This window comes from Burkholderia pulmonis, from assembly GCF_984667975.1.
In genome coordinates this window covers 2,416,441-2,437,720 of the sequence record NZ_OZ480187.1, presented here as the reverse complement: position 1 = coordinate 2,437,720, position 21,280 = coordinate 2,416,441, and the positions used below count along the sequence as shown (strand labels likewise).

Annotated in this window: 17 protein-coding genes; 15 read left to right on the top strand and 2 right to left on the bottom strand. The window is 66.9% G+C overall.

Annotation, left to right across the window (positions count from 1 at the left end; all coding sequences use genetic code 11):
- Nucleotides 1–87 precede the first annotated feature (87 nt).
- From AC5LXK_RS27545 to AC5LXK_RS27530, 4 genes are all read left to right on the top strand, one after another.
- On the top strand, nucleotides 88–510 hold the full coding sequence (locus tag AC5LXK_RS27545; protein WP_323615587.1) for a rubrerythrin family protein: 423 nt from the start codon (nucleotides 88–90) through the stop codon (nucleotides 508–510).
- A 122-nt stretch (nucleotides 511–632) separates the two neighbouring features.
- Nucleotides 633–1,970 carry a heterodisulfide reductase-related iron-sulfur binding cluster gene (locus AC5LXK_RS27540; protein WP_493391811.1) on the top strand — a complete coding sequence of 446 codons (1,338 nt, stop codon included), beginning with the start codon at nucleotides 633–635 and terminating at the stop codon, nucleotides 1,968–1,970.
- A gap of 34 nt (nucleotides 1,971–2,004) precedes the next feature.
- Complete coding sequence (locus AC5LXK_RS27535) at nucleotides 2,005–2,586, top strand: DUF3501 family protein (RefSeq protein WP_493391810.1); 582 nt, start codon at nucleotides 2,005–2,007, stop codon at nucleotides 2,584–2,586.
- Nucleotides 2,587–3,310: 724 nt separating this feature from the next.
- Nucleotides 3,311–4,252, top strand: coding sequence for a DUF6566 family protein (locus tag AC5LXK_RS27530; protein WP_493394072.1), 942 nt, complete (start codon nucleotides 3,311–3,313; stop codon nucleotides 4,250–4,252).
- 123 nt (nucleotides 4,253–4,375) lie between these two features.
- Here AC5LXK_RS27530 and AC5LXK_RS27525 read toward each other — a convergent pair whose 3' ends face one another.
- Complete coding sequence (locus AC5LXK_RS27525) at nucleotides 4,376–5,902, bottom strand: mannose-1-phosphate guanylyltransferase/mannose-6-phosphate isomerase (RefSeq protein ID WP_493394071.1); 1,527 nt, start codon at nucleotides 5,900–5,902, stop codon at nucleotides 4,376–4,378.
- A 426-nt stretch (nucleotides 5,903–6,328) separates the two neighbouring features.
- On the opposite strand from AC5LXK_RS27525, the gene AC5LXK_RS27520 reads away from it, so the two are divergent.
- The 10 genes from AC5LXK_RS27520 to AC5LXK_RS27475 all read left to right on the top strand — a co-directional run bounded on the left by AC5LXK_RS27520 (nucleotide 6,329) and on the right by AC5LXK_RS27475 (nucleotide 19,229).
- Nucleotides 6,329–7,702 (top strand): undecaprenyl-phosphate glucose phosphotransferase, encoded by a 1,374-nt coding sequence (locus AC5LXK_RS27520; RefSeq protein ID WP_493391809.1) that lies wholly within the window; start codon nucleotides 6,329–6,331, stop codon nucleotides 7,700–7,702.
- An 80-nt stretch (nucleotides 7,703–7,782) separates the two neighbouring features.
- Entirely contained in the window at nucleotides 7,783–9,195 is a 1,413-nt protein-coding gene (locus tag AC5LXK_RS27515; protein ID WP_493391808.1) for a UDP-glucose dehydrogenase family protein, read from the top strand.
- A gap of 30 nt (nucleotides 9,196–9,225) precedes the next feature.
- On the top strand, nucleotides 9,226–9,669 hold the full coding sequence (locus AC5LXK_RS27510) for a low molecular weight protein-tyrosine-phosphatase (RefSeq protein ID WP_493391807.1): 444 nt from the start codon (nucleotides 9,226–9,228) through the stop codon (nucleotides 9,667–9,669).
- A complete protein-coding gene (locus AC5LXK_RS27505) occupies nucleotides 9,663–10,841 on the top strand; it encodes a polysaccharide biosynthesis/export family protein (RefSeq protein WP_493394070.1) in 1,179 nt (392 codons plus the stop codon). The genes AC5LXK_RS27510 and AC5LXK_RS27505 overlap by 7 nt, the downstream gene beginning before the upstream one ends.
- A gap of 50 nt (nucleotides 10,842–10,891) precedes the next feature.
- Nucleotides 10,892–13,117: a polysaccharide biosynthesis tyrosine autokinase gene (locus AC5LXK_RS27500; RefSeq protein WP_493391806.1), complete on the top strand. Its 2,226-nt coding sequence runs from the start codon at nucleotides 10,892–10,894 to the stop codon at nucleotides 13,115–13,117.
- A 64-nt stretch (nucleotides 13,118–13,181) separates the two neighbouring features.
- Entirely contained in the window at nucleotides 13,182–14,141 is a 960-nt protein-coding gene (locus AC5LXK_RS27495; RefSeq protein WP_493391805.1) for a glycosyltransferase family 2 protein, read from the top strand.
- 127 nt (nucleotides 14,142–14,268) lie between these two features.
- Entirely contained in the window at nucleotides 14,269–15,405 is a 1,137-nt protein-coding gene (locus tag AC5LXK_RS27490) for a glycosyltransferase family 4 protein (protein ID WP_493391804.1), read from the top strand.
- 10 nt (nucleotides 15,406–15,415) lie between these two features.
- Complete coding sequence (locus AC5LXK_RS27485) at nucleotides 15,416–16,882, top strand: O-antigen ligase family protein (protein WP_493391803.1); 1,467 nt, start codon at nucleotides 15,416–15,418, stop codon at nucleotides 16,880–16,882.
- Nucleotides 16,879–18,063, top strand: a complete 1,185-nt coding sequence (locus tag AC5LXK_RS27480) for a glycosyltransferase family 4 protein (protein ID WP_493391802.1) — start codon at nucleotides 16,879–16,881, stop codon at nucleotides 18,061–18,063. The genes AC5LXK_RS27485 and AC5LXK_RS27480 overlap by 4 nt, the downstream gene beginning before the upstream one ends.
- Nucleotides 18,063–19,229 (top strand): glycosyltransferase family 4 protein, encoded by a 1,167-nt coding sequence (locus AC5LXK_RS27475; protein WP_493391801.1) that lies wholly within the window; start codon nucleotides 18,063–18,065, stop codon nucleotides 19,227–19,229. The genes AC5LXK_RS27480 and AC5LXK_RS27475 overlap by 1 nt, the downstream gene beginning before the upstream one ends.
- 138 nt (nucleotides 19,230–19,367) lie before the next feature.
- On the opposite strand, the gene AC5LXK_RS27470 is transcribed toward AC5LXK_RS27475, so the two are convergent.
- Nucleotides 19,368–20,603: an MFS transporter gene (locus AC5LXK_RS27470; RefSeq protein ID WP_493391800.1), complete on the bottom strand. Its 1,236-nt coding sequence runs from the start codon at nucleotides 20,601–20,603 to the stop codon at nucleotides 19,368–19,370.
- Nucleotides 20,604–20,756: 153 nt separating this feature from the next.
- On the opposite strand from AC5LXK_RS27470, the gene AC5LXK_RS27465 reads away from it, so the two are divergent.
- Nucleotides 20,757–21,227: a winged helix-turn-helix transcriptional regulator gene (locus AC5LXK_RS27465; RefSeq protein WP_493391799.1), complete on the top strand. Its 471-nt coding sequence runs from the start codon at nucleotides 20,757–20,759 to the stop codon at nucleotides 21,225–21,227.
- The last annotated feature ends 53 nt before the right edge of the window (nucleotides 21,228–21,280 follow it).

Genomic DNA, 21,280 nt, shown 5'->3' with positions numbered 1-21,280 from the left:
GCGCGCGCCCCGGTGCACGCATCGTTCCCCACATATCTCATCGGCCCGGCTTCGCACGCGGCCGCGCCGACTCGAACGGAGGCGCAAATGGCTCAACTCAAGGGCAGCAAAACCGAAGAGAACCTGAAGGCCGCATTCGCGGGTGAATCGCAGGCGAATCGGCGCTATCTGTATTTCGCTTCGAAGGCTGACGTCGAAGGGCAGAACGACGTCGCCGCGCTGTTCCGTTCGACCGCCGAAGGCGAAACCGGCCATGCGCACGGCCATCTCGAATATCTGGAGGCCGTCGGCGATCCGGCCACGGGCCTGCCGTTCGGTTCGTCGCGGCTGAATCTCGAATCGGCGATCGCCGGCGAAACGCACGAATATACCGACATGTATCCGGGCATGGCGAAGGCCGCACGCGACGAAGGCTTCGACGAAATCGCGAACTGGTTCGAGACGCTTGCGAAGGCCGAACGCAGCCACGCGAACCGCTACACGAAGGCGCTGGACAGTCTCGTCGACTGACGGGCCGCCGCAGGCCGCACGGCAGGGCCGTGCGACCGGCATGCGGCCGGCTGCTCGTTCATCACTGCCCGCCTCGCGCGGGCGGCGTGCCTGCGCACATGCGCGCCACGCTGGAGCGCCCCATGCCCCACAAGGAAGGCAGTCTCGAAGCCCCGACCCGGCATCCGCTCGACTGGCAGTCGGAGGCGTTCTACGACCAGGCCGCGATCGATGCGGAAATGACGCGCGTATTCGACATCTGCGCCGGCTGCCGGCGCTGCGTGTCGCTGTGCGGCGCGTTTCCGGCGCTGTTCGACCTGGTCGACGACACGCCGATGGGTGACATCGAAGAGGTGCCGAAGGAAGCGTTCGGCAAGGTTGTCGACCAGTGCTACCTGTGCGACCTCTGCTACATGACGAAATGCCCGTACGTGCCGCCGCACGCGTGGAACGTCGACTTCCCGCACCTGATGCTGCGCGGCAAGGCCGCGCGCTACAAGCGCGGCGAAGTGGCGCTGCGCGACAAGGTGCTGTCGAATACCGATGCGCTCGGCCATTTCGCGGGCATTCCGGTCGTCACGCAGGCGGTCAACGCGGTGAACCGTACGCCGCCCGCGCGCCACGCACTCGAAGCGGCGCTCGGCGTCGATCGCAACGCGTGGCTGCCCGAATTCGCGCCGCGCAAGTTCCGCCGCACCGCGCAGCGCTCGGACAACCCGCCCGTGCGCGACGGCGAACGCACGCCCGGCAAGGTCGCGATCTACGCGACGTGCTACGTGAACTTCAACGAGCCCGGCATCGGTCATGACCTGCTCGCGATCCTGGCGCACAACGACATTCCTTACGAACTCGTCACGCGCGAAGCGTGCTGCGGGATGCCGTTGCTCGAGCAGGGCAACCTCGCCGGCGTCGCCGCGAAGAAGGCCGTGAACATGCCCGTGCTCGAACGCTATGCGCGCGAAGGGTATGCGCTGATCGGCGCGATCCCGAGCTGCGTGCTGATGTACAAGAGCGAGCTGCCGCTGATGTTTCCCGGCGACGAAGCGGTGCGCGCGGTGGCCGACGCGTTCTGGGATCCGTTCGAATACGTGATTGCGCGGCATCGCGACGGGCTGCTGAAGACCGATTTCAAGACCGGCCTCGGCACGGTGTCGTATCACGTGCCGTGCCATGCGCGCGTACAGAACATCGGCCGCAAGACGGCCGATGCGCTGTCGCTCGTGCCCGATACGCGCGTGAACGTCGTCGAGCGTTGCTCGGGCCATGCGGGCACGTTCGGCGTGAAGAAGGAGTTTCATGCGGATGCGATGCGCATCGGTGCACCCGTGTTCAAGGCGATGGCCGAGCCGCAGCCGGATTTCGTGTCGTCCGATTGCGCGCTGGCCGGCCATCACATCGTGCAGGGCATCGACGAAAAGGGGCTACCGCCGGCGCCGCTCGCGCATCCGCTTACGCTGCTGCGCCGCGCGTACGGCATCTGAGCCGTTGCCGGCCCGCCATCCACGAGGACGACCCATGACGCTGACCCGCGACTCCCTGCTGACGCTCGAAGCGTACGCGAAGATCCGCAAGACCGAACACGCGCGGCTGGTCGCGTACAAGCGCCGCCGCGCGGTGGCGCTCGGCAATCACCTGCGCTTCCTGTTCGAGGACGAGACGACGATCCGCTATCAGATCCAGGAGATGCTGCACATCGAGAAAATTTTCGACGAGGCCGGCATCGAAGGGGAACTCGACGCGTATCTGCCGCTGGTGCCCGACGGCACCAACCTGAAGGCGACGATGCAGATCGAGTACGAACACGAGATCGAACGGCGCGCGGCGCTCGCGCGGCTGATCGGTGTCGAGGATCGCGTGTACCTGCAGGTCGACGGGCATGCGAGCGTCTACGCGATCGCCGACGAGGATCTCGAGCGCGACACCGCCGAGAAGACGTCGGCCGTGCATTTCGTGCGCTTTGAACTCGGCGCGCCGATGCGCGAGGCGCTCAAGGGCGGCGCGCCGCTGTCGATCGGCTGCGATCACCCGGCCTACGTGATGCCGCCGCAGCGTGTCGATGCGGATGTGGCCGCGTCGCTGGCCGGCGATCTGCGCTGACCCGGCCGCCGCGCGTTCCGCACGCGCGGTTTCGGTTTTTCCGTTCCGACCCGAAGCGCGATTTCCGCGTGCGGCGCGGCCCTGCCGCCCGCGAGTCGCCGCGGAGATGTAACAGGCGTGACGAGTTTGCATGCGGGGCACACTGTGCATCGCGCGTCACCGTGTTTTCACCACCCGCCGAGAAACAATAAAAAGATTGTGCACGGAGATAATTCGATTGAATCGAATTCGAATGATTTACCGATTCGTGAATATCCTGTTACGATTTTTCCCATGAATTACCGATTTCAGGAAGCAATTCCGGAGATTGTTGCCGGCAGGGGCCGGATCAGGCTGTAACAGCTTATTTCACGGCATTCTTCAGACGCTGCGGAGCCCCGCCAGGCGGGCCTTTGCAGCAGCGGGCATAAAGATCTCGCAAAAAAATTCATGCGTAAATAGATTGCCTATCCATGGCAGGTTGTTTCAGTGCGTAACATTAAGTCATTGTCATATTGAGATAAACCCTGAGGATGGTATGCTTCGTGCACAAAAATTCCCACATTGGAGTGAGACCGTGATTTGTGCGCCATTGCCGTGAATTGCGGCACCGTGAAAGTGCGGTGTTGCCCGGCATGCACAACACCGGACAACCATAACGTGCAACCTGGCCGCCCCGCGACCCAACGTGTCGCGACGGCGCCGCCAATCGCAGCCCCGGCCTGGCTGCGTGGAGAGATCTACTATGTTCTTCGATGAGCTTAACGATGAAGAGTGGTTTCGTCTTTCAACGCTGATCGCCGATGAACCCATCCGGCTGAACCGTCGTGGGCGTCCACGAGCCGAACCGCGCGTTGTTGCCAACGCGGTGCTCTGGATCCTGACGACCGGGGAAGCCTGGTCCAAGCTGCCCGGCCGCTATCCGTCCGGGCCGACGTGCCGTCGCCGCTACGAAGAGTGGCTCGCGAGCGGCACGCTGCTGCAGATGATCGACGTGCTGACCCAGTTCAGCGGGCGCACGTTCGCGTATATTCCGCCGCCGCCGGTGCCGATCGTTGCTGCGCACCGCGCGGAACCGGTGCCCGACAACGACCGGCTGCGCGGCGTGTTCTGGCAGAACCCCGAGTCGTGGCAATTGCCAGTCGCGCAGGCGAATGCGTGGGAGGGCGAGGGCGCGTCGCTGAGCGCGATGCCGGACGACTGCGTGCTCGATTCGTCCGACGCGTCGTTCGCGGTGCCCGGTGCACCGGCCACGGAACTGCGCCATGCGCATGCGTCGTCGGCGAGCTTCGCCGCGGCCGAACCGCAGACCGACGAGTATCGCGGCTATACGATCAGCGGCATTGCGCAGCCCGTGCAGAACCTGATGTATCGCGCGTGGGCCGAAATCTCGCAGGACGACCGGCGCGTCGAACGCTCGGGCCTGATCGGTCCGCGCTTCACCGATGCCGAGGAAGCCGAACATTACGCGCTCGACTGGGCGCGCCAGTGGATCGATCGCCACGGTGCGAGCGACGAGCCGGCGCGCGTGCCGCAAGGCGAGGTGCTGGCCGGTTTGTCCGCGCTGGCTCGCGCGGAATCGGACATCAAGCGCTTCATCGCCGAACGTCGCGCGGGCGCGTTGTCCGAAAGCCGCAACGACCCGATGCAGTCGGAACGCCGCGAGTACGCATACCGCGTCGGCTGATCGCCGTTCCAATGCAACGCGCGGGCCGTCGTGTGCCACGACACCCGCGCGGAAGCGCCGTCTCTCCATGCCTGCCTGACCGGGGGCGCTGCCGTCGAAGCAGCGCCCCCGGCGTTTGATGCGTCACTGCCGGCCGTAGGTATCGTCGAAACGGACGATGTCGTCCTCGCCGAGATACGCACCCGACTGCACTTCGATCAGTTCGAGCGGCATCTTGCCCGGGTTCTCCAGGCGGTGCGACACGCCGAGCGGAATGTACGTCGATTCGTTTTCGGACAGCAGGAACGTTTCGTCGCCGCGCGTGATGCGTGCGGTGCCGCGCACGACGATCCAGTGTTCGGCGCGGTGGTGGTGCATCTGCAGCGACAGTTGCGCGCCCGGTTTCACGACGATGCGTTTCACCTGGAAGCGCTCGCCCGTGTCGACGGAGTCGTAATGGCCCCACGGGCGATGTACCTTGCGGTGATCGGTCGCTTCCGCGCCGCGTTGCGCCTTGATGCGCCCGACGATTTTCTTCACGTCCTGCACGCGCGACTTGTCGGCGACGAGCACGGCGTCGGGCGTTTCGACGACGACCAGGTTCTGCGTGCCGACGCACGCGACGAGCCGGCTTTCAGAATGCGCGAACGTCGATTCGGCGCCTTCGAACAGCACGTGGCCGCGGCCGACGTTTTCGGCGTCGTCCTTCGGCGAAATCTGCCAGATCGCGTCCCACGAGCCGACGTCCGACCAGCCCGCGTCGAGCGGCACGACGACGCTTTCGCACACTTGCGGCAGGTTCGCGAGCGGCTCCATCACCGCGTAGTCGATCGAGTTCGACGGCGACGCGGCGAACGCTTCGCGGTCGACGCGGAAGAAATCGCCGTCCGACTTGCCCAGTGCGACGGCCTGTTCGCAGGCCGCATGGATCGCGGGTTGGAGATGCCGGATCGCCTTCAGCCACACCGAGGCGCGAACGATGAAGATCCCGCTGTTCCACCAGTATTCGCCGGATGCGACGTACTGCTGAGCGAGTTCGAGATGCGGCTTTTCGACGAAACGGTCAAGGCGGCGGACGTCGAGGCTGCCCGTTGCGGCATCGCCGAGCGGTGCGCCGACGCGGATGTAGCCGTAACCGGTTTCCGCGTGCCTGGGCACGATGCCCATCGTCGCGATCTTGCCTTGCGCCGCGCAGTGCACGCCGGCCGCGACGGCCGCATGGAAGCGCGGCAGGTCGGCGACCGCATGGTCGGCCGGCATCACGGTCATTACCGCGTCGCTGCCGCCGGCGACGAGCCGCAGCGCGGCGAGCGTCAGCGCGGGCGCGGTGTCGCGGCCCAGCGGCTCGAGCATGATCGTCGCGTTCTTGGCCGTCAGGCGCAGCTGTTCGGCGGTCGTGAAGCGGTGATCCTCGCCGCACACGATCAGCACGTCGTCGTTCAGCGGGTGAGCGGCCGCGAGGCCGTCCAGGCGCAACGCGGTCGACTGCAGCAGCGAATGATCGCCGAGCAGGCCGATCAGCTGTTTCGGAAAACGTTCGCGCGACATCGGCCACAGGCGGGTGCCGGAACCGCCGGCAAGAATCACGGGCTGCACGGCGAGGCGCGTGCCGGCGGCGGGTGCGGCGGAAGAAGAATGGCGCGTTTCGGCGGCCACTGCCGGAGCATTCATGATGACACTCTCCACGGTTGAAGTCAGTGCCTGCCGTTGTAGCATGAAGTAAATCGACAATAAAACCGGATCCATTGCTTGATATTCATCATGCATGCATCTGGAAAAATTTTCCGCGATAGGTCGGATGCAAATAAAAAAATAAAAAATAATTCCGGTCATTGGTGCTCAATGCCTTCCGACAAGGGTTCGCCGGGAACGTAAAGATTCCGAAAATTCCCATATTCCCGATCGATTCGGGAAAACCTGCCGATTTAATTCAAAAAGATCGCAGCAAGAATTTCCGATTATTTTTCGAAATACTTGTGCGCTTGAGGGGCGATTTTCTTGCCGGTTCAATAGCGTCATGCAACGTTTGAATCGAATGTGCGGCACGGGTCGCACAAGGAGCTGTTCGGCAAACGCCTGTTCAGAGAGGAAGCAGACATGTTGAGCGTGCTGGCGAGAGTCATCGATATCGCGATGGTCGTGGTGGGGGCACTGATCGCCGCCGCGCTGCACGGCGGCGGCATCTGGCTCAACGACCTGCAGCGCACGACGGTGTTGTTCGACTGTCTGCTCGTCGTCGTGTTCTTTCCGGCGATCGGCATTTACCAGTCGTGGCGCGGCAAGCGTCTCGTCGGGCTGATCGGGCGGGTTGCGTTCGCGTGGCTCGCGGTCGAGCTCGCGGGCATCCTGATGAGCTTCAGCTTCCACCAGTCGGGCGACCTGTCGCGGCTGTGGCTCGGTTACTGGGCGCTCGTGACGATGACGCTGCTCGCGGGCTCGAAGGCCTGCGTGCACGTCGTGCTGCGGCAACTGCGCCGCGGCGGCTACAACCTGAAGGCGGTCGCGATCGTCGGCGGCACGCCGGCGGCGCGGCGGCTGATCGCGCAGATGCGGGCGCGGCCCGAAGCGGGCTTCAACCCGGTGTGCGTGTACGACGAAAGCGAGGCGCCGGGCGAAGTGGCGCTCGACGACGTGCGCATCGAGCGACAGTTCGAATCGCTGGTGTGGCTGGTGCGCAGCCGCGCGATCAGCGAGCTGTGGCTCACGCTGCCGATCACGGAAGAGCGCCGGATTCACCAGATCGTGACGGTGTTCCGCCACGACTTCGTGAACATCCGCTTCATTCCGGACGTGCGCACGCTGTCGTTCTTCAACCAGGAAGTGGTCGAGGTGCTCGGCGTGCCGGCGATCAATCTCGCGGCGTCGCCGATCACCGACGTGCGGATCCTGCCGAAGTTCGTGTTCGACCGGCTGTTCGCGATGGCGGCGCTTGCGGCGCTTGCACCGGTGATGGTGCTGATCGCGGGCCTGATCAAGCTGACGTCGCGCGGGCCGGTGTTCTTTCGCCAGAAGCGCAAGGGCATCGACGGGCACGAGTTCGAGATCTACAAGTTCCGCTCGATGAAGGTGCACCAGGAAGTGGCCGGGCAGGTCACGCAGGCGACGAAGAACGACATGCGCGTGACGCCGGTCGGCCGGTTCCTGCGCCGCACGAGCCTCGATGAGCTGCCGCAGTTCATCAACGTGCTGAGGGGCGAGATGTCGGTGGTCGGCCCGCGCCCGCATGCGCTCGCGCACGACGACATCTACAAGGATCTGGTCAAGGGCTACATGTTTCGCTACCGGATCAAGCCGGGCATCACCGGGTGGGCGCAGATCAACGGCTTTCGCGGCGAGACCGACCAGATCGAGAAGATGATGGGGCGCGTGAAGCTCGATCTGTACTACATGCAGAACTGGTCGTTCTGGCTCGACATCAAGATCGTCGCGCTGACGCTCTGGAAAGGCTTCACCGGCAGCAATGCCTATTAGGTTTGACCGGAACCTGCCGCGTCGCGCCGGCATTCCGGTTTCACGAATTTCGAATCATTGGTCACGAGGTCCGACACATCATGAATCTGACTATCATCGGCAGCGGTTACGTAGGTCTTGTCACCGGCGCCTGTCTCGCCGACATCGGGCACGACGTGTTCTGTCTCGACGTCGACCAGGCAAAGATCGACGTCCTGAACAACGGCGGCGTGCCGATCCACGAGCCGGGCCTCAAGGAAGTCATCGCGCGCAACCGCTCGGCCGGCCGCCTGCGCTTCTCGACCGACGTCGAGGCCGCGGTCGCGCACGGCGACGTGCAGTTCATCGCGGTCGGCACGCCGCCCGACGAGGACGGCTCGGCCGACCTGCAGTACGTGCTCGCGGCGGCCCGCAACATCGGCCGCTACATGACGGGCTTCAAGGTGATCGTCGACAAGTCGACGGTGCCGGTCGGCACGGCCGAGCGCGTGCGCGCGGCGGTGGCCGAAGAGCTCGCGAAGCGCGGCGGCGACCAGATGTTCTCGGTCGTGTCGAATCCGGAATTCCTGAAGGAAGGCGCGGCGGTCGACGATTTCACGCGGCCGGACCGCATCGTGATCGGCTGCGACGACGACGTGCCGGGCGAGCGTGCCCGCGAGCTGATGAAGAAGCTCTACGCACCGTTCAACCGCAACCACGAACGCACGCTGTACATGGACGTGCGTTCGGCCGAGTTCACGAAATACGCGGCGAACGCGATGCTCGCGACGCGCATCTCGTTCATGAACGAGCTGGCGAACCTCGCCGACCGCTTCGGCGCGGACATCGAGGCCGTGCGCCGCGGGATCGGCTCCGATCCGCGCATCGGCTACCACTTCCTGTACGCCGGCTGCGGCTACGGCGGCTCGTGCTTCCCGAAGGACGTCGAGGCGCTGATCCGCACGGCCGACGAGCACGGCCAGTCGCTGCAGATCCTGAAGGCCGTGTCGTCGGTCAACGCAACGCAAAAGCGCGTACTCGCCGACAAGATCGTCGCGCGCTTCGGCGAGGATCTCTCGGGCCGCACGTTCGCGCTCTGGGGCCTCGCATTCAAGCCGAACACCGACGACATGCGCGAAGCGCCGAGCCGCGAGCTGATCGCCGAGCTGCTGTCGCGCGGTGCACGCGTCGCGGCGTACGACCCGGTCGCGCAGCAGGAGGCGCGCCGCGTGATCGCCCTCGATCTCGCCGATCACCCGAGCTGGCTCGAGCGCCTGAGCTTCGTCGATGACGAGGCGCAGGCCGCGCGCGATGCCGACGCGCTCGTGATCGTCACCGAATGGAAGATCTTCAAGAGCCCCGACTTCGTCGCGCTCGGCCGCCTGTGGAAAGCGCCGGTGATCTTCGACGGCCGCAACCTGTACGAGCCGGAGACGATGAGCGAGCAAGGCATCGAATATCACCCGATCGGCCGCCCGGGCTCGCGCCAGGCTGTTGCCGCCCGTGTGCCGGGCACTGCGCGCGCGAGCGCGTAACCCGTTTCCCGTCACTCGTTACGAGACGCCATGTTCCGGAACATCCTGATCGTCTGCCACGCGAACGTCTGCCGCAGCCCGGCAGCGGAAATGCTGTTCAAGTCGCACGTCGCGTCGCGCGGCGGCCTGCGTCCGACGTTCCATTCGGCCGGCGTGCATGCGAACGACGGCGACGGCATCGATCCGGTGATGCGGCAACTGCTCGCCGAGCGGGGCGTCGATGCGACGACCCACCGCTCGCGGCGGCTGTCGCGCCGGATCGTGCGCGACGCCGACCTGATTCTCGTCAGCGAGCGCGGACAGATTGCGGCCGTCGAATCGGTCGATCCGTTCGCGCGCGGCAAGGTCCACCTGCTCGGCAAGTGGGAAGGGGCCGAGATTGCCGATCCGCACGGCGGCCGTGAGGCCGATTACCGCGAGAGCTACTCACTGATCGAACGCCTGGTTCAAGGATGGCTACAGAAACTATGCTGAAACGCCCGATGCGCCCGATGGCGCTTGCCGTCGCGCTGACGACTTTCCTGTCAGCCTGTGCAACCGCGCCTGGCAACTACCTCGACTCGTCGAACCTGAAGGACGAAGGCCGGCAGGAAGCCGCCGAAACCTATCCGGTTCATTACATCGACGCCAAAGTGGTGATGGACCAGCTGCAGAAGGCACAGGTCGACCACCCGCTGCCGCCTGGCCGCTATACCGATCCGTCGCAGTACACGTACCGCGTCGGTCCGCAGGACATCCTCGGCGTCACGGTGTGGGATCACCCCGAGCTCACGACGCCGCAGGGCCAGTCGTTCTCGAGCGGCGGCAACACGACGCAGTCGGTCGCGGGCGCGCTGCAGCAGCCGTACACGACCGCGCTGCCGGGCCAGGCCGATCCGTACGGCCAGACGGTCGGCGCCGACGGCACGATCTTCTTCCCGTTCGTCGGCCGCGTGCGCGTGGCAGGCAAGACGGTCGCGCAGATTCGCGACGAGATGGCGTCCAGCCTGTCGCGCTACGTGAAGAATCCGCAGCTCGACGTGCGCGTGCTGTCGTTCCGCAGCCAGAAGGTGCAGGTGACGGGCGAGGTGAAGCAGCCGGGCCCGCTCGCGATGAGCGACGTGCCGCTGACCCTCGTCGACGCGATCTCGCGCTCGGGCGGCTCGACCAGCGATGCCGACCTGCAGCGCGTGCGCCTGACGCGCGACGGCAAGCTCTACACGCTCGACGCGAACGGCGTGCTCGATCGCGGCGAAGTGAAGCAGAACGTGATGCTGCAGTCGGGCGACATCGTCAACGTGCCGGACCGCAGCGACAGCCGCGTGTTCATCATGGGCGAGGTCAAGACGCCGGTCACGGTGCCGATGCTCAAGGGCAGGCTGACCATTGCCGACGCGCTGACCGCGGGCGGCGGCATCCTCGACACCGACGCGAACCCGCGCAAGATCTACGTGATGCGCGGGATGCGGGACAACCCGACGAAGCCTGAAGTGTTCCGTCTCGACATGACGCAGCCCGATGCGCTGATGCTGTCGAGCCGCTTCCCGCTTCAACCGCTCGACGTCGTCTACGTCAGCACGGCCAGCTCGGTGCAGTTCAACCGTGTGCTGCAGCAGGTGCTGCCGACGATCCAGACGATCTTCTACATGCGGCAAATCACGCGCTGATAGCCCGCCGGGGCGGCGCCTCCGCCCCGGCACCACTCAAGCGGGAACGAATGGTGAACACGCAAGCGAAACACTCCTACGCGGATCTGACCGCGAAAACCGAGGAAGAGGACGTCGTCCTCGGCCAGTTGCTCCAGGTGATCATGGACGACATCTGGCTGCTGCTCGGCATCGCGGTGACCGTCATCGCACTCGCGGGCCTCTACTGCTTCATCGCGAAGCCGGTTTACCAGGCTGACGTGCACGTGCGGGTCGAGGGCAACGACAACACGTCGCAGGCGCTCACGCAGACGCAGACGGGCGCGATGATCAACAGCGGTCCGCAGCAGGCGCCGACCGATGCGGAAATCGAAATCATCAAGAGCCGCGGCGTCGTCGGGCCGGTCGTCGAGCAGTTCAAGCTGAACTTCTCGGTCGCGCCGAAGACGCTGCCGGTGATCGGCAGCCTCGCCGCGCGCCTCGCGGCGCCCGGCGAGCCGTCGCGGCCGTGGCTCGGCCTGAAATCGTATGCGTGGGGCGGCGAAGTTGCCAACATCGACTCGATCAACGTCGTGCCCGCGCTGGAAGGCAAGAAGCTGACGCTGACGGCCGGCCCGGACGGTACCTATTCGCTGGTCGACGAGAACGGCACGCGGCTGCTGGCAGGTCGCGTCGGCGAATCGGCGCAGGGCGGCGGCGTGACGCTGCTCGTGCAGAAGCTCGTCGCGCGCCCCGGCACGCAGTTCACGGTGGTGCGCTACAACGATCTCGACGCGATCACCGGTTTCCAGGCCGGCATCCAGGTGACCGAGCAGGGCAAGCAGACGGGCGTCGTGCAGATCTCGCTCGAAGGCAAGGACCCGGACCAGACCGCGGCGATCGCGAACGCGCTCGCGCAGTCGTACCTGAACCAGCACGTGGTCGCGAAGCAGGCCGAAGCGACCAAGATGCTCGACTTCCTGAAGAGCGAGGAGCCGCGCCTGAAGACCGACCTCGAGCGTGCGGAAGCTGCGCTCACGCAGTATCAGCGCACGTCGGGTTCGATCAATGCGAGCGATGAGGCGAAGGTCTATCTCGAGGGCAGCGTGCAGTACGAGCAGCAGATCGCCGCGCAGCGCCTGCAGCTCGCGTCGCTCGCGCAGCGCTTCACCGATTCGCACCCGATGGTGATCGCCGCGAAGCAGCAGCTCGCGGAACTGCAGGGCGAGAAGGACAAGTTCAGCAACCGCTTCCGCAGCCTGCCGGCGACCGAGGTGAAGGCGGTCCAGCTCCAGCGTGACGCGAAGGTGGCCGAGGACATCTACGTGCTGCTGCTGAACCGCGTGCAGGAGCTGTCGGTGCAGAAGGCCGGCACGGGCGGCAACATCCACCTCGTGGATTCGGCGCTGCGTCCGGGCGATCCGGTCAAGCCGAAGAAGGTGCTGATCCTGTCGGCCGCCGTGTTCCTCGGGCTGATCCTCGGCACGGGCGTCGTGTTCCTGCGCCGCAACCTGTTCCAGGGCATCGAGGATCCCGACCGCGTCGAGCGCGCGTTCAACCTGCCGCTGTACGGGCTGGTGCCGCAAAGCGCCGAGCAGGTGAAGCTCGACGCGGCGGCCGAGAAGGGCGGCGGTCGCGCGCGGCCGATCCTCGCGAGCCTGCGCCCGAAGGATCTCAGCGTCGAAAGCATGCGCAGCCTGCGCACCGCGATGCAGTTCGCGATGATGGATGCGAAGAATCGCGTGATCGTGCTGACGGGCCCGACGCCGGGCATCGGCAAGAGCTTCCTGACGGTCAACCTCGCGGTGCTGCTCGCCCATTCGGGCAAGCGCGTGCTGCTGATCGACGCCGACATGCGTCGCGGCCTGCTCGACCGCTATTTCGGCCTGACCGCGCAGCCGGGCCTGTCCGAGCTGCTGAGCGACCAGTCGGCGATCGAGGACGCCGTGCGCGAGACGCCGGTGCAGGGCCTGTCGTTCATCGCGGCCGGCACGCGCCCGCCGAACCCGTCGGAACTGCTGATGTCGACGCGGCTGCCGCAGTACCTCGAAGGGCTCGGCAAGCGCTACGACGTCGTGCTGATCGATTCGCCGCCGGTGCTCGCGGTGACCGACGCGACCATCATCGGCCGCATGGCCGGCTCGACGTTCCTCGTGCTGCGCTCGGGCATGCATACCGAGGGCGAGATCGCCGATGCAATCAAGCGCCTGCGCACCGCGGGTGTCGATCTGGAAGGCGGCATCTTCAACGGCGTGCCGCCGAAGGCGCGCGGCTACGGTCGCGGCTATGCGGCCGTGCACGAATACCTGAGCGCCTGATCCGCAACGCGCGTAACCGGGCGGGCCGCGTGCGCCGCCGGCCCGGCCGACTGGAGAACCATCGATGAAAATTTCCGTGCTCGTTCCGACCTACCGGCGTCCTGCCGACCTCGCGCGCTGCCTGCTGGCGCTGCAGCGCCAGCAGCGGCTGCCCGACGAGGTGATCGTCGTCGCGCGCCCGGAGGACGATGCCACGCACGAACGGCTCGCCGATCCGGCGATCGGCGGCGCATTGCCGCTGCACGTCGTGCCGGTCGACGTGTCGGGGCAGGTCGCCGCACTGAACAAGGGGCTCGACGCCGCGAACGGCGACATCGTGGCCATCACCGACGACGATGCGGCGCCGCATCCCGACTGGCTTGCGCGCATCGAAGCCGCGTTCGAGTCCGACCCGCGCGTAGGCGCGGTCGGCGGCCGCGACTGGGTGCACGAGAAGGGCCGCGTGCTCGACGAGTCGCGCGATCTGGTCGGCCAGCTCACGCTGTCGGGCAAGATCATCGGCAATCATCACCTCGGTGTCGGCGGCGCGCGTGCAGTCGACACGCTGAAGGGCGCGAACATGAGCTACCGGCGCACGGCGATCGCCGGGCTGCGCTTCGATACGCGGCTGCGCGGCGCGGGCGCGCAGGCGCACAACGACACCGCGTTCAGCATGGAGGTGCAGCGCGCGGGCTGGACGTTGCTGTACGACCCGGCGATCGCCGTCGATCATTTCCCGGCCGAGCGCTTCGACGACGACCGGCGCGATGCGGCTTCGCTGAACGCGATCAGCAACGGCGCGTACAACCTGCAACTGACGCTGCGCGAGCATCTGCCGCCGGTGCGACGCGAGATCGCGTGGTGGTGGTGGGCGCTGGTCGGCACGCGCGTCTACCCGGGCTTCGCGCACGTGCTGCTGTCGCTGCATACCGCGCGGCGGGCTCGCGTGCTTGCGCACTGGCGCGCCGTGCGCCGCGGCGCGCGCGATGCGCGCCGCACGAATCTGGCCCCCCACCGTGCGGCGATGCCGCCGGTGACGTCTTGAACGGCCGGCGCGTAACGCGCGCGGCTCCCCCCGGAGGGCTCGAAATGAAACAACCCCCACGCTCATGTTGCTCGCTGACCCCCGAGGGGGCGGTCAGCCTCCATGGGGCGGCCCGGCGGAGGCTGACATGACTGCAACGAAAGTCCACGTCCACCTGTTTTACGGCGCCGATCCGCGGACCTACCGGAAAGGCGAGAACATCGGCTGCCTGTACGGCTATCACCATGCCGAATCCGACGAATTCCGGCTGACCTATTCGCAGGATGGCGGCGAGAACCGCATCTCGGGCATTGCGCGCCGCGCGCTGAAGGCGGCGCTCGGCTTCGACGTCGTGCATGCATGGCGCAACCGCGCCGAACTGCTCAATACCGACGTGATCTGGACGCACACGGAACAGGAGCACCTCGCTGCGTCGCTGATCCTGAAGCTCGCTGGTGCGCAGGGCAAGCGCCCGCTGCTGCTCGCGCAGAGCGTGTGGCTGTTCGACAAGTGGGGCAGCTTCGGCGCCCCGCGTCGCTGGCTGTACCGCAAGCTGCTCAAGCGCGCCGACGCGCTGACGACGCTCGCGCGCGACAACGCCGATCTGTGCCGCCGCTATCTCGGGCGCGAAGCCGAGTTCGTCTACTACGGGCTGAACACGCAGGATTTCCCGCTGACCGAGCCGCAGCAATGGCAGCCGAACCGGCCGCTGCGAATCGCGGCGATCGGCAACGACCGCGACCGCGACTGGCGCACGTTTCTCGCCGCGTTCGGCGGCGACGAGCGCTACGACGTGCGGCTTGCGACGCGCCGCCGCGTGCCGCGCGAATGGCATGCGCCGAACGTGAAGATCGGCTCGGCGTCGGGGCTCGCGAAGCAGCACGAACTGTACGCGTGGGCCGACGTGATCGTCGTGCCGCTACGGCCGAATTTCCATGCGTCGGGCGTCACCGTGATGCTCGAGGCGGCAGCCGTCGGCAAGCCGATGATCGTGTCCGACGTGGGCGGCCTCAGCGACTATTTCCCGCACGATACGGCCGCCTATGTGCCGGCGTTCGATGCGCAGGCGATGCGCCAGGCCGCCGACCGCTTCGTGGCCGACCCGGTCGCGGCGCTCGATTGCGCGCGGGCGGCGGCCGCGTGCCTGCGCGAGCGCGACCTGACCACGCAGGCGTTCGCGGAGCAGCACGTGCGGATCACGCGCGACATGCTGCGCCGGCGTCGCACGCCGGCGGCGGCGGGCGTGGCGATGCCGCTCGCGGATTCGCGTCCTTCGTCGCGGTGAGAGCGGATCGATGAGTACGATTACCGCCGAACGCGCCCCGTCGCGCACCCGCAGCTGGTTCGCCGAGCCGAAGCACTGGGCCGGGCAGGCCGGACTGTGGACGTTCACCGCCGCGCTGATCGCGATCCACCAGGGCAAGGTGCTGACGCTTGCGTTCCCGGTGCTGGCCATCGCGGTCGGCCTCTGGCTGTATTTCAAGAGCCCGGCGCGCTATGTCGGCTTCATGTGGTGGGTGTGGTTCCTGAGCCCGGAAGTGCGGCGTCTCGCCGACTGGTCGAAGGGTGCATTCACGCCGACGAGCCTGATCCAGGTCGCGCCGCTCGCGGTCACGATGATCGCCGGCCTGGGGCTGCTCAGGCATTACCGCGTGCTCGCGCAGCGGCGCGGGATACCCGTGCTGCTGATGCTGTTCGGGCTGACGTACGCGTACCTCGTCGGGATCGTGTCGAGCGGCGTGATGGCCGCGACCTATGACCTCGCGAACTGGGTATATCCGGTGCTGATCGGCTTTCACATCATGGTCAACTCGCGCGACTATCCCGAGTACCGCGACGTGCTGCTGTCCACGTTCATGTGGGGCGCGCTCGTGATGGGCGTGTACGGCGTCGTGCAGTACTTCGTGATGCCGCAGTGGGACGTGCTGTGGATGATCGGCTCGGACATGGGTTCGCAGGGCGAGCCGGTGCCGTACGGCGTGCGGGTGTTCAGCACGATGAATTCGTCGGGGCCGTTCGCGTTCGCGATCATGGGCGCGCTGGTGTTCGTGTTCGCGGCGCCGCAGAAGATCCGCTGGTTCGCGGGGGCGGCCGGCTTCGTGTCGTTCGCGCTCTGTCTCGTGCGCTCGACGTGGGGCGGCTGGGTGATCGCGCTCGCGATCCAGCTCGCACAGTCGAACAACCGCGTGCGGATGCGGATCCTCATCAGCGGCGTCGTGCTGGTCGGGCTCTGCGTGCCGCTGCTGACCGTCGGGCCGGTGGCCGATCGTCTAGGCCAGCGTCTGCAGTCGATCACGAACCTGAAGGACGACCGTAGCTACGACGACCGCAACAAGTTCTACGCGACCTTCGCGCAGACCGCGTTCACCGACGTCGCCGGAGAAGGGATGGGCGCGACGGGCGCGTCGACGAAGCTGTCGAGCGACAGCGGCGAGCTCGGCAAGTACGGCAGCTTCGACAGCGGCGTGATGAACGTGCCGTTCGTGCTCGGCTGGCCCGGCACGCTGCTGTATCTCGCGGGCGTCGTGATGTTGTTCGGCCGCACGCTGCGCGCGGCGTTCAGGCTGCGCAAGGACAAGTTCGTCGCCGCGTGCCTGAGCCTGTGCCTGTCGACCCTCGCGATGCTCGTGTTCACGAACTCGCTGATCGGCACGGGCGGCCTGCTGATGTTCACAGCCATTTTTTCGATACTTGCCGCGGCGCACTGGCAGAAGGCGCAACGCCTGCTGGCCGCCGCGCGTTCACGGGGAGGCGACCATTGAGAATCGCGATCGTCACGCACGTCGTGCGACATAACGACGGGCAGGGCCGCGTCAATTACGAAATCGCGCGCGCGGCGCTGGCCGAGAACTACGAGGTCACGCTGGTCGCGTCGCACGTCGCGCCCGAGCTGCTGGCCGACCCGCGCGTGCGCTGGGTGCCGGTGAAGGTTGGCGGCTTCTGGCCGTCGAATCTCGTCAAGCAGCAGGTGTTCGCGTTGAAGAGCGCGGCGTGGCTGCGCGCACACCGCAGCGAGTACGACGTGCTGCACGTGAACGGCTTCATTTCCTGGATCAAGGCCGACGTGAATACCGCGCACTTCGTGCACGGCGGCTGGTTCAAGAGTCCGTACTATCCGTTCGGGCCCACGAAGGGCATGTGGTCGGCGTACCAGTACGTCTATACGCGCGTGAATACCGTGCTCGAGCGCTGGGCGTACAGGCGTTCGCGTGCGATCACGGCCGTGTCGCAGAAGGTGGCCGACGAGATCGCCGGGCTCGGCATCGACAGCCGCAAGATCAGCGTGATCTACAACGGCGTCGACGGCAGCGCGTTCGCGGGCGCGCAGGCCGATCGTGCGGCGTTCAAGCTGCCGGACGACGCGTTCCTGCTGCTGTTCGTTGGCGACCTGCGCACGCCGCGCAAGAACCTCGGCACCGTGCTGCAGGCGCTGACGAAGCTGCCGGCCAACGTGCATCTGGCGGTGGCCGGCTATCTGCCCGGCAGCCCGTATCCGGAAGAGGCGCGTGCGCTCGGCATCGATTCGCGCGTGCATTTCCTCGGTCTCGTGAAGAACATGCCGACGCTGATGCGCTCGGTCGACGCGTATGTCTTCCCGTCGCGCTACGAAGCGATGAGCCTGTCGCTGCTGGAGGCGATGGCGGCCGGGCTGCCGGTCGTCACCGCGCGCACGGCGGGTGGTGCGGAGATCATCACGCGCGAATGCGGGATCGTGCTGGAGGATCCGGACGATCCGGCCGCGCTCGCGCAGGCGATCGGCTCGCTCGCGGCTTCGCGCGACACCTGCCGCGCGATGGGCGACGCGGCCCGCGAACTGATGACCCGTTTCGGCTGGGCGCACATGGGCGCCCAGTATGTTGCGCTCTACCGGCGCATCGGCCAACCCACGCAGCCGTCCGCCTTCGAGCGGGTCGAGCATGCAATCACGCAGGAGTCACCGTGATGTCCCAATCTTCCCGGCCGATCAAATCGTTGCAAATCGGCATGCACTGGTTCCCCGAACGCGCGGGCGGCCTCGACCGGATGTACTACTCGCTTGTCGGCGCGTTGCCGGGCGCGGGCGTCGAGGTGCGCGGGCTCGTGGCGGGCTCGCCGAAGGTCGCCGATGACACCGGCGGTGCGATCCAGGGCTTCGGTCCCGCATCGGAGCCGCTCGCGCGCCGGATGCTCGCCGCGCGGCGCGCGTTGCGCGAAGAGATCCGCGCCGAGCGGCCGGACGTGATTTCGTCGCACTTCGCGCTGTACACGTTCCCCGGGCTCGACGTGACGCGCGGGATTCCGCAGGTCTCGCATTTCCAGGGGCCGTGGGCCGACGAAAGCCAGGTCGAGGGCGCCGCATCGCTCGGGCAGCGCGCGAAGCGCTACCTCGAACAGGCTGTCTATACGCGCTCGTCGCGGCTGATCGTGCTGTCGCAGGCATTCGGCCAGATCCTGACGAACCGCTACGGGATCGATCCGTCGCGCGTGCGCGTGATTCCCGGCTGTGTCGATACCGCGCAGTTCGATACGCCGCTCACGCCCGTCGAGGCGCGGCACAAGCTGCAACTGCCGCAGGACCGGCCGATCGTGCTGGCCGTGCGCCGGCTCGTGCGGCGCATGGGGCTGGAGGACCTGATCGACGCGATCGGTCTCGTCAAGCATCGGCACCCGGACGTGCTGCTGCTGATCGCCGGCAAGGGCAAGATCGGCGAGGAGCTGCAGCAGCGCATCGACGCGGCAGGGCTGCAGGACAACGTGAAGCTGCTCGGCTTCGTGCCCGACAACCATCTCGCGACGCTGTACCGCGCGGCGACGGTCAGCGTCGTGCCGACGGTCGCGCTCGAAGGCTTCGGGCTGATCACCGTCGAATCGCTCGCGTCCGGCACGCCCGTGCTGGTTACGCCGGTCGGCGGGCTGCCGGAGGCGGTTGCGGGGCTGTCCGACGATCTCGTGCTGCCGTCGACGGGCGCGGATGCGATTGCCGAAGGGCTCGGCGCCGCGCTGTCGGGGGCGATCACGCTGCCCGACGAGGTCGCGTGCAAGCGTTATGCGCGCGATCATTTCGACAATGCGGTGATCGCGCGACGTGTCGCCGGCGTGTACGAAGAGGCGATCCAGGCGGCAGGCTGAGCGACCGCGGCGCGTTCCCTGCGCGCCGCACCCGAAAGCCGGCCCGGTGCATGTTCGCGGCCGGTTCGCATGCCGGCCGCCCGACGAGGGCGGGCCGGTCTTCCCGTTCGATCATTCGGTCCGCATGGCCGGCGCGCATCACGCACGCCTGAGCGTTGCGGCCCATGTGCCGAGCGCGGCCACGCTCACGAGCGCGCCAAGCACGCAGACGCCCGTCCATCCGGCGCGCGCATACATCATCGTCGATGCAATCGCGCCGAGCCCGCTGCCGGCCGAGTAGAACAGCATGTAGCAGCCGACGAGGCGCGCATGGGCGTCGGGCCGCGCACCGAGAATCATGCTCTGGTTGACAACGTGAACGGCTTGCCCGCCGACGTCGAGCAGCACGATGCCGACGATCAGCAGCGCAATCGACGTATTGCCGAACGCGAGCGGCAGCCACGAGCACGCGAGCAGCGCGAGTGCGGCGCCGGTCGTCGCTTCGCCGCGCCCGCGATCCGCGAGCCGGCCCGCGCGGGCCGCCGCCGCTGCCCCCAGTGCGCCGACGAGGCCGAATGCACCGATCTGCGTATGCGACATCGCGTGCGGCGGCGCGCTCAGCGGCAGCACGAGCGCGCTCCAGAAGATGCTGAATGCCGCGAACATCAGCGATGCGATCGCGCCGCGCACGCGCAGCACGCGTTCATTCCGCAGCAATGACACCATCGAACGCAGCAGCGCCGCGTAACCCATGCGTTCGCGCGGCGCGTGCGTGTCCGGCAACAGCCGCGACAACACGACGAGCATCGCGATCGCGAGCGCCCCCGACACGAGATAGACCGCACGCCAGCCCGCGAGGTCGGTGACGACGCCCGCGAGCGAACGAGCGGCCAGCAACCCGACCACGACACCGCCCTGTGCGGCCCCCACCACGCGCCCGCGTTCGCCTGCGCCCGCGAGGGCCGCCGAGCACGCGATCAGCCCTTGCGTCATCGCGGTGCCGAGCAGGCCGACCGCGACCATCCCCGCCAGCAGCGCGATGCGTGTCGACGATGCGGCCACGCCGATGCAGGCCGCCGTCAGCAGCAGAAGCTGCACGGCGATCAGGCGCTTGCGGTTCAGCAGGTCGCCGAGCGGCACGACGAACAGCAGCGCGATCGCACAGCCGAGCTGCGTCGCGGTGATGACGCCGCCGACGGCCGCCAGCGACACGCCGAAATCCCGCGCGATCGAATCGAGCAGCGGCTGCGCGTAGTACACGTTGGCGACGCTCGCCGCGCAGCAGACCGCCAGCAGCGCGACGCGCGCCGAGGACAGGCGGTCGCCGTCGGCCGGATGCGTTGCAGGGGGCGGCACGTTCGATGCAACAGCGCCGGAATGACAGGACGACTCCATGGGTTTCCTCGTGCAAAGTAGTTGCAAATTAAAACTTGTATGGAGTGTAGGAAAAGTAGTTTTAAAATGCAACCTGTTGTGCGACGGGAGATAGCCGGCGCACGGATGGCCGGCGCAACCGCGAAGGCGGCCGTCAAGATTGCGGAGAGGAACATGGCCAGGCAGAAAAGTCTTGCGGATTCGCCGTGCCCGGTGGCGCGGGCGACCGATATCGTCGGCGATCGCTGGGCGTTGCTGATCGTGCGCGATGCGTTCGACGGCGTGCGCCGCTTCGGCGATTTCCGCGCGAGCCTCGGCGCGGCGAGCAACATCCTGTCCGACCGGCTGAAGATGCTGGTGGACGCCGGCGTGTTCGACGTCGTGCCGGCATCCGACGGCACCGCGTATCAGGAATACGTGCTGACCCGGAAGGGCGAAGGGCTGTTTCCGGTCATCGTGATGCTGCGACAGTGGGGCGAGGCGAACCTGTTCGCGCGCGGCGAGCCGCATTCGGTGCTGGTCGACCGGAGCACCGGGCGTGCGGTCCGCAAGCTCGCGCTGCGTCACGACGATGGCCGGCCTTTGAAGGCGGTCGAGACGATCGTGAGGAAGATCGGCGACGATGCGGGCGTGACGCGACGGTGAGTGGCACGCGCAATGGCCGGACCGTCCGATAGACTGTCGCGATCGTTTTTAAA

What these genes read in the sequence shown, in the direction of transcription:
- AC5LXK_RS27545 (WP_323615587.1), top strand. Translation starts at nt 88, where the DNA reads ATGGCTCAACTCAAGGGCAGCAAAACCGAAGAGAACCTGAAGGCCGCA.
- AC5LXK_RS27540 (WP_493391811.1), top strand. Translation starts at nt 633, where the DNA reads ATGCCCCACAAGGAAGGCAGTCTCGAAGCCCCGACCCGGCATCCGCTC.
- AC5LXK_RS27535 (WP_493391810.1), top strand. Translation starts at nt 2,005, where the DNA reads ATGACGCTGACCCGCGACTCCCTGCTGACGCTCGAAGCGTACGCGAAG.
- AC5LXK_RS27530 (WP_493394072.1), top strand. Translation starts at nt 3,311, where the DNA reads ATGTTCTTCGATGAGCTTAACGATGAAGAGTGGTTTCGTCTTTCAACG.
- AC5LXK_RS27525 (WP_493394071.1), bottom strand. Translation starts at nt 5,902, where the DNA reads ATGAATGCTCCGGCAGTGGCCGCCGAAACGCGCCATTCTTCTTCCGCC.
- AC5LXK_RS27520 (WP_493391809.1), top strand. Translation starts at nt 6,329, where the DNA reads ATGTTGAGCGTGCTGGCGAGAGTCATCGATATCGCGATGGTCGTGGTG.
- AC5LXK_RS27515 (WP_493391808.1), top strand. Translation starts at nt 7,783, where the DNA reads ATGAATCTGACTATCATCGGCAGCGGTTACGTAGGTCTTGTCACCGGC.
- AC5LXK_RS27510 (WP_493391807.1), top strand. Translation starts at nt 9,226, where the DNA reads ATGTTCCGGAACATCCTGATCGTCTGCCACGCGAACGTCTGCCGCAGC.
- AC5LXK_RS27505 (WP_493394070.1), top strand. Translation starts at nt 9,663, where the DNA reads ATGCTGAAACGCCCGATGCGCCCGATGGCGCTTGCCGTCGCGCTGACG.
- AC5LXK_RS27500 (WP_493391806.1), top strand. Translation starts at nt 10,892, where the DNA reads ATGGTGAACACGCAAGCGAAACACTCCTACGCGGATCTGACCGCGAAA.
- AC5LXK_RS27495 (WP_493391805.1), top strand. Translation starts at nt 13,182, where the DNA reads ATGAAAATTTCCGTGCTCGTTCCGACCTACCGGCGTCCTGCCGACCTC.
- AC5LXK_RS27490 (WP_493391804.1), top strand. Translation starts at nt 14,269, where the DNA reads ATGACTGCAACGAAAGTCCACGTCCACCTGTTTTACGGCGCCGATCCG.
- AC5LXK_RS27485 (WP_493391803.1), top strand. Translation starts at nt 15,416, where the DNA reads ATGAGTACGATTACCGCCGAACGCGCCCCGTCGCGCACCCGCAGCTGG.
- AC5LXK_RS27475 (WP_493391801.1), top strand. Translation starts at nt 18,063, where the DNA reads ATGTCCCAATCTTCCCGGCCGATCAAATCGTTGCAAATCGGCATGCAC.
- AC5LXK_RS27470 (WP_493391800.1), bottom strand. Translation starts at nt 20,603, where the DNA reads ATGGAGTCGTCCTGTCATTCCGGCGCTGTTGCATCGAACGTGCCGCCC.
- AC5LXK_RS27465 (WP_493391799.1), top strand. Translation starts at nt 20,757, where the DNA reads ATGGCCAGGCAGAAAAGTCTTGCGGATTCGCCGTGCCCGGTGGCGCGG.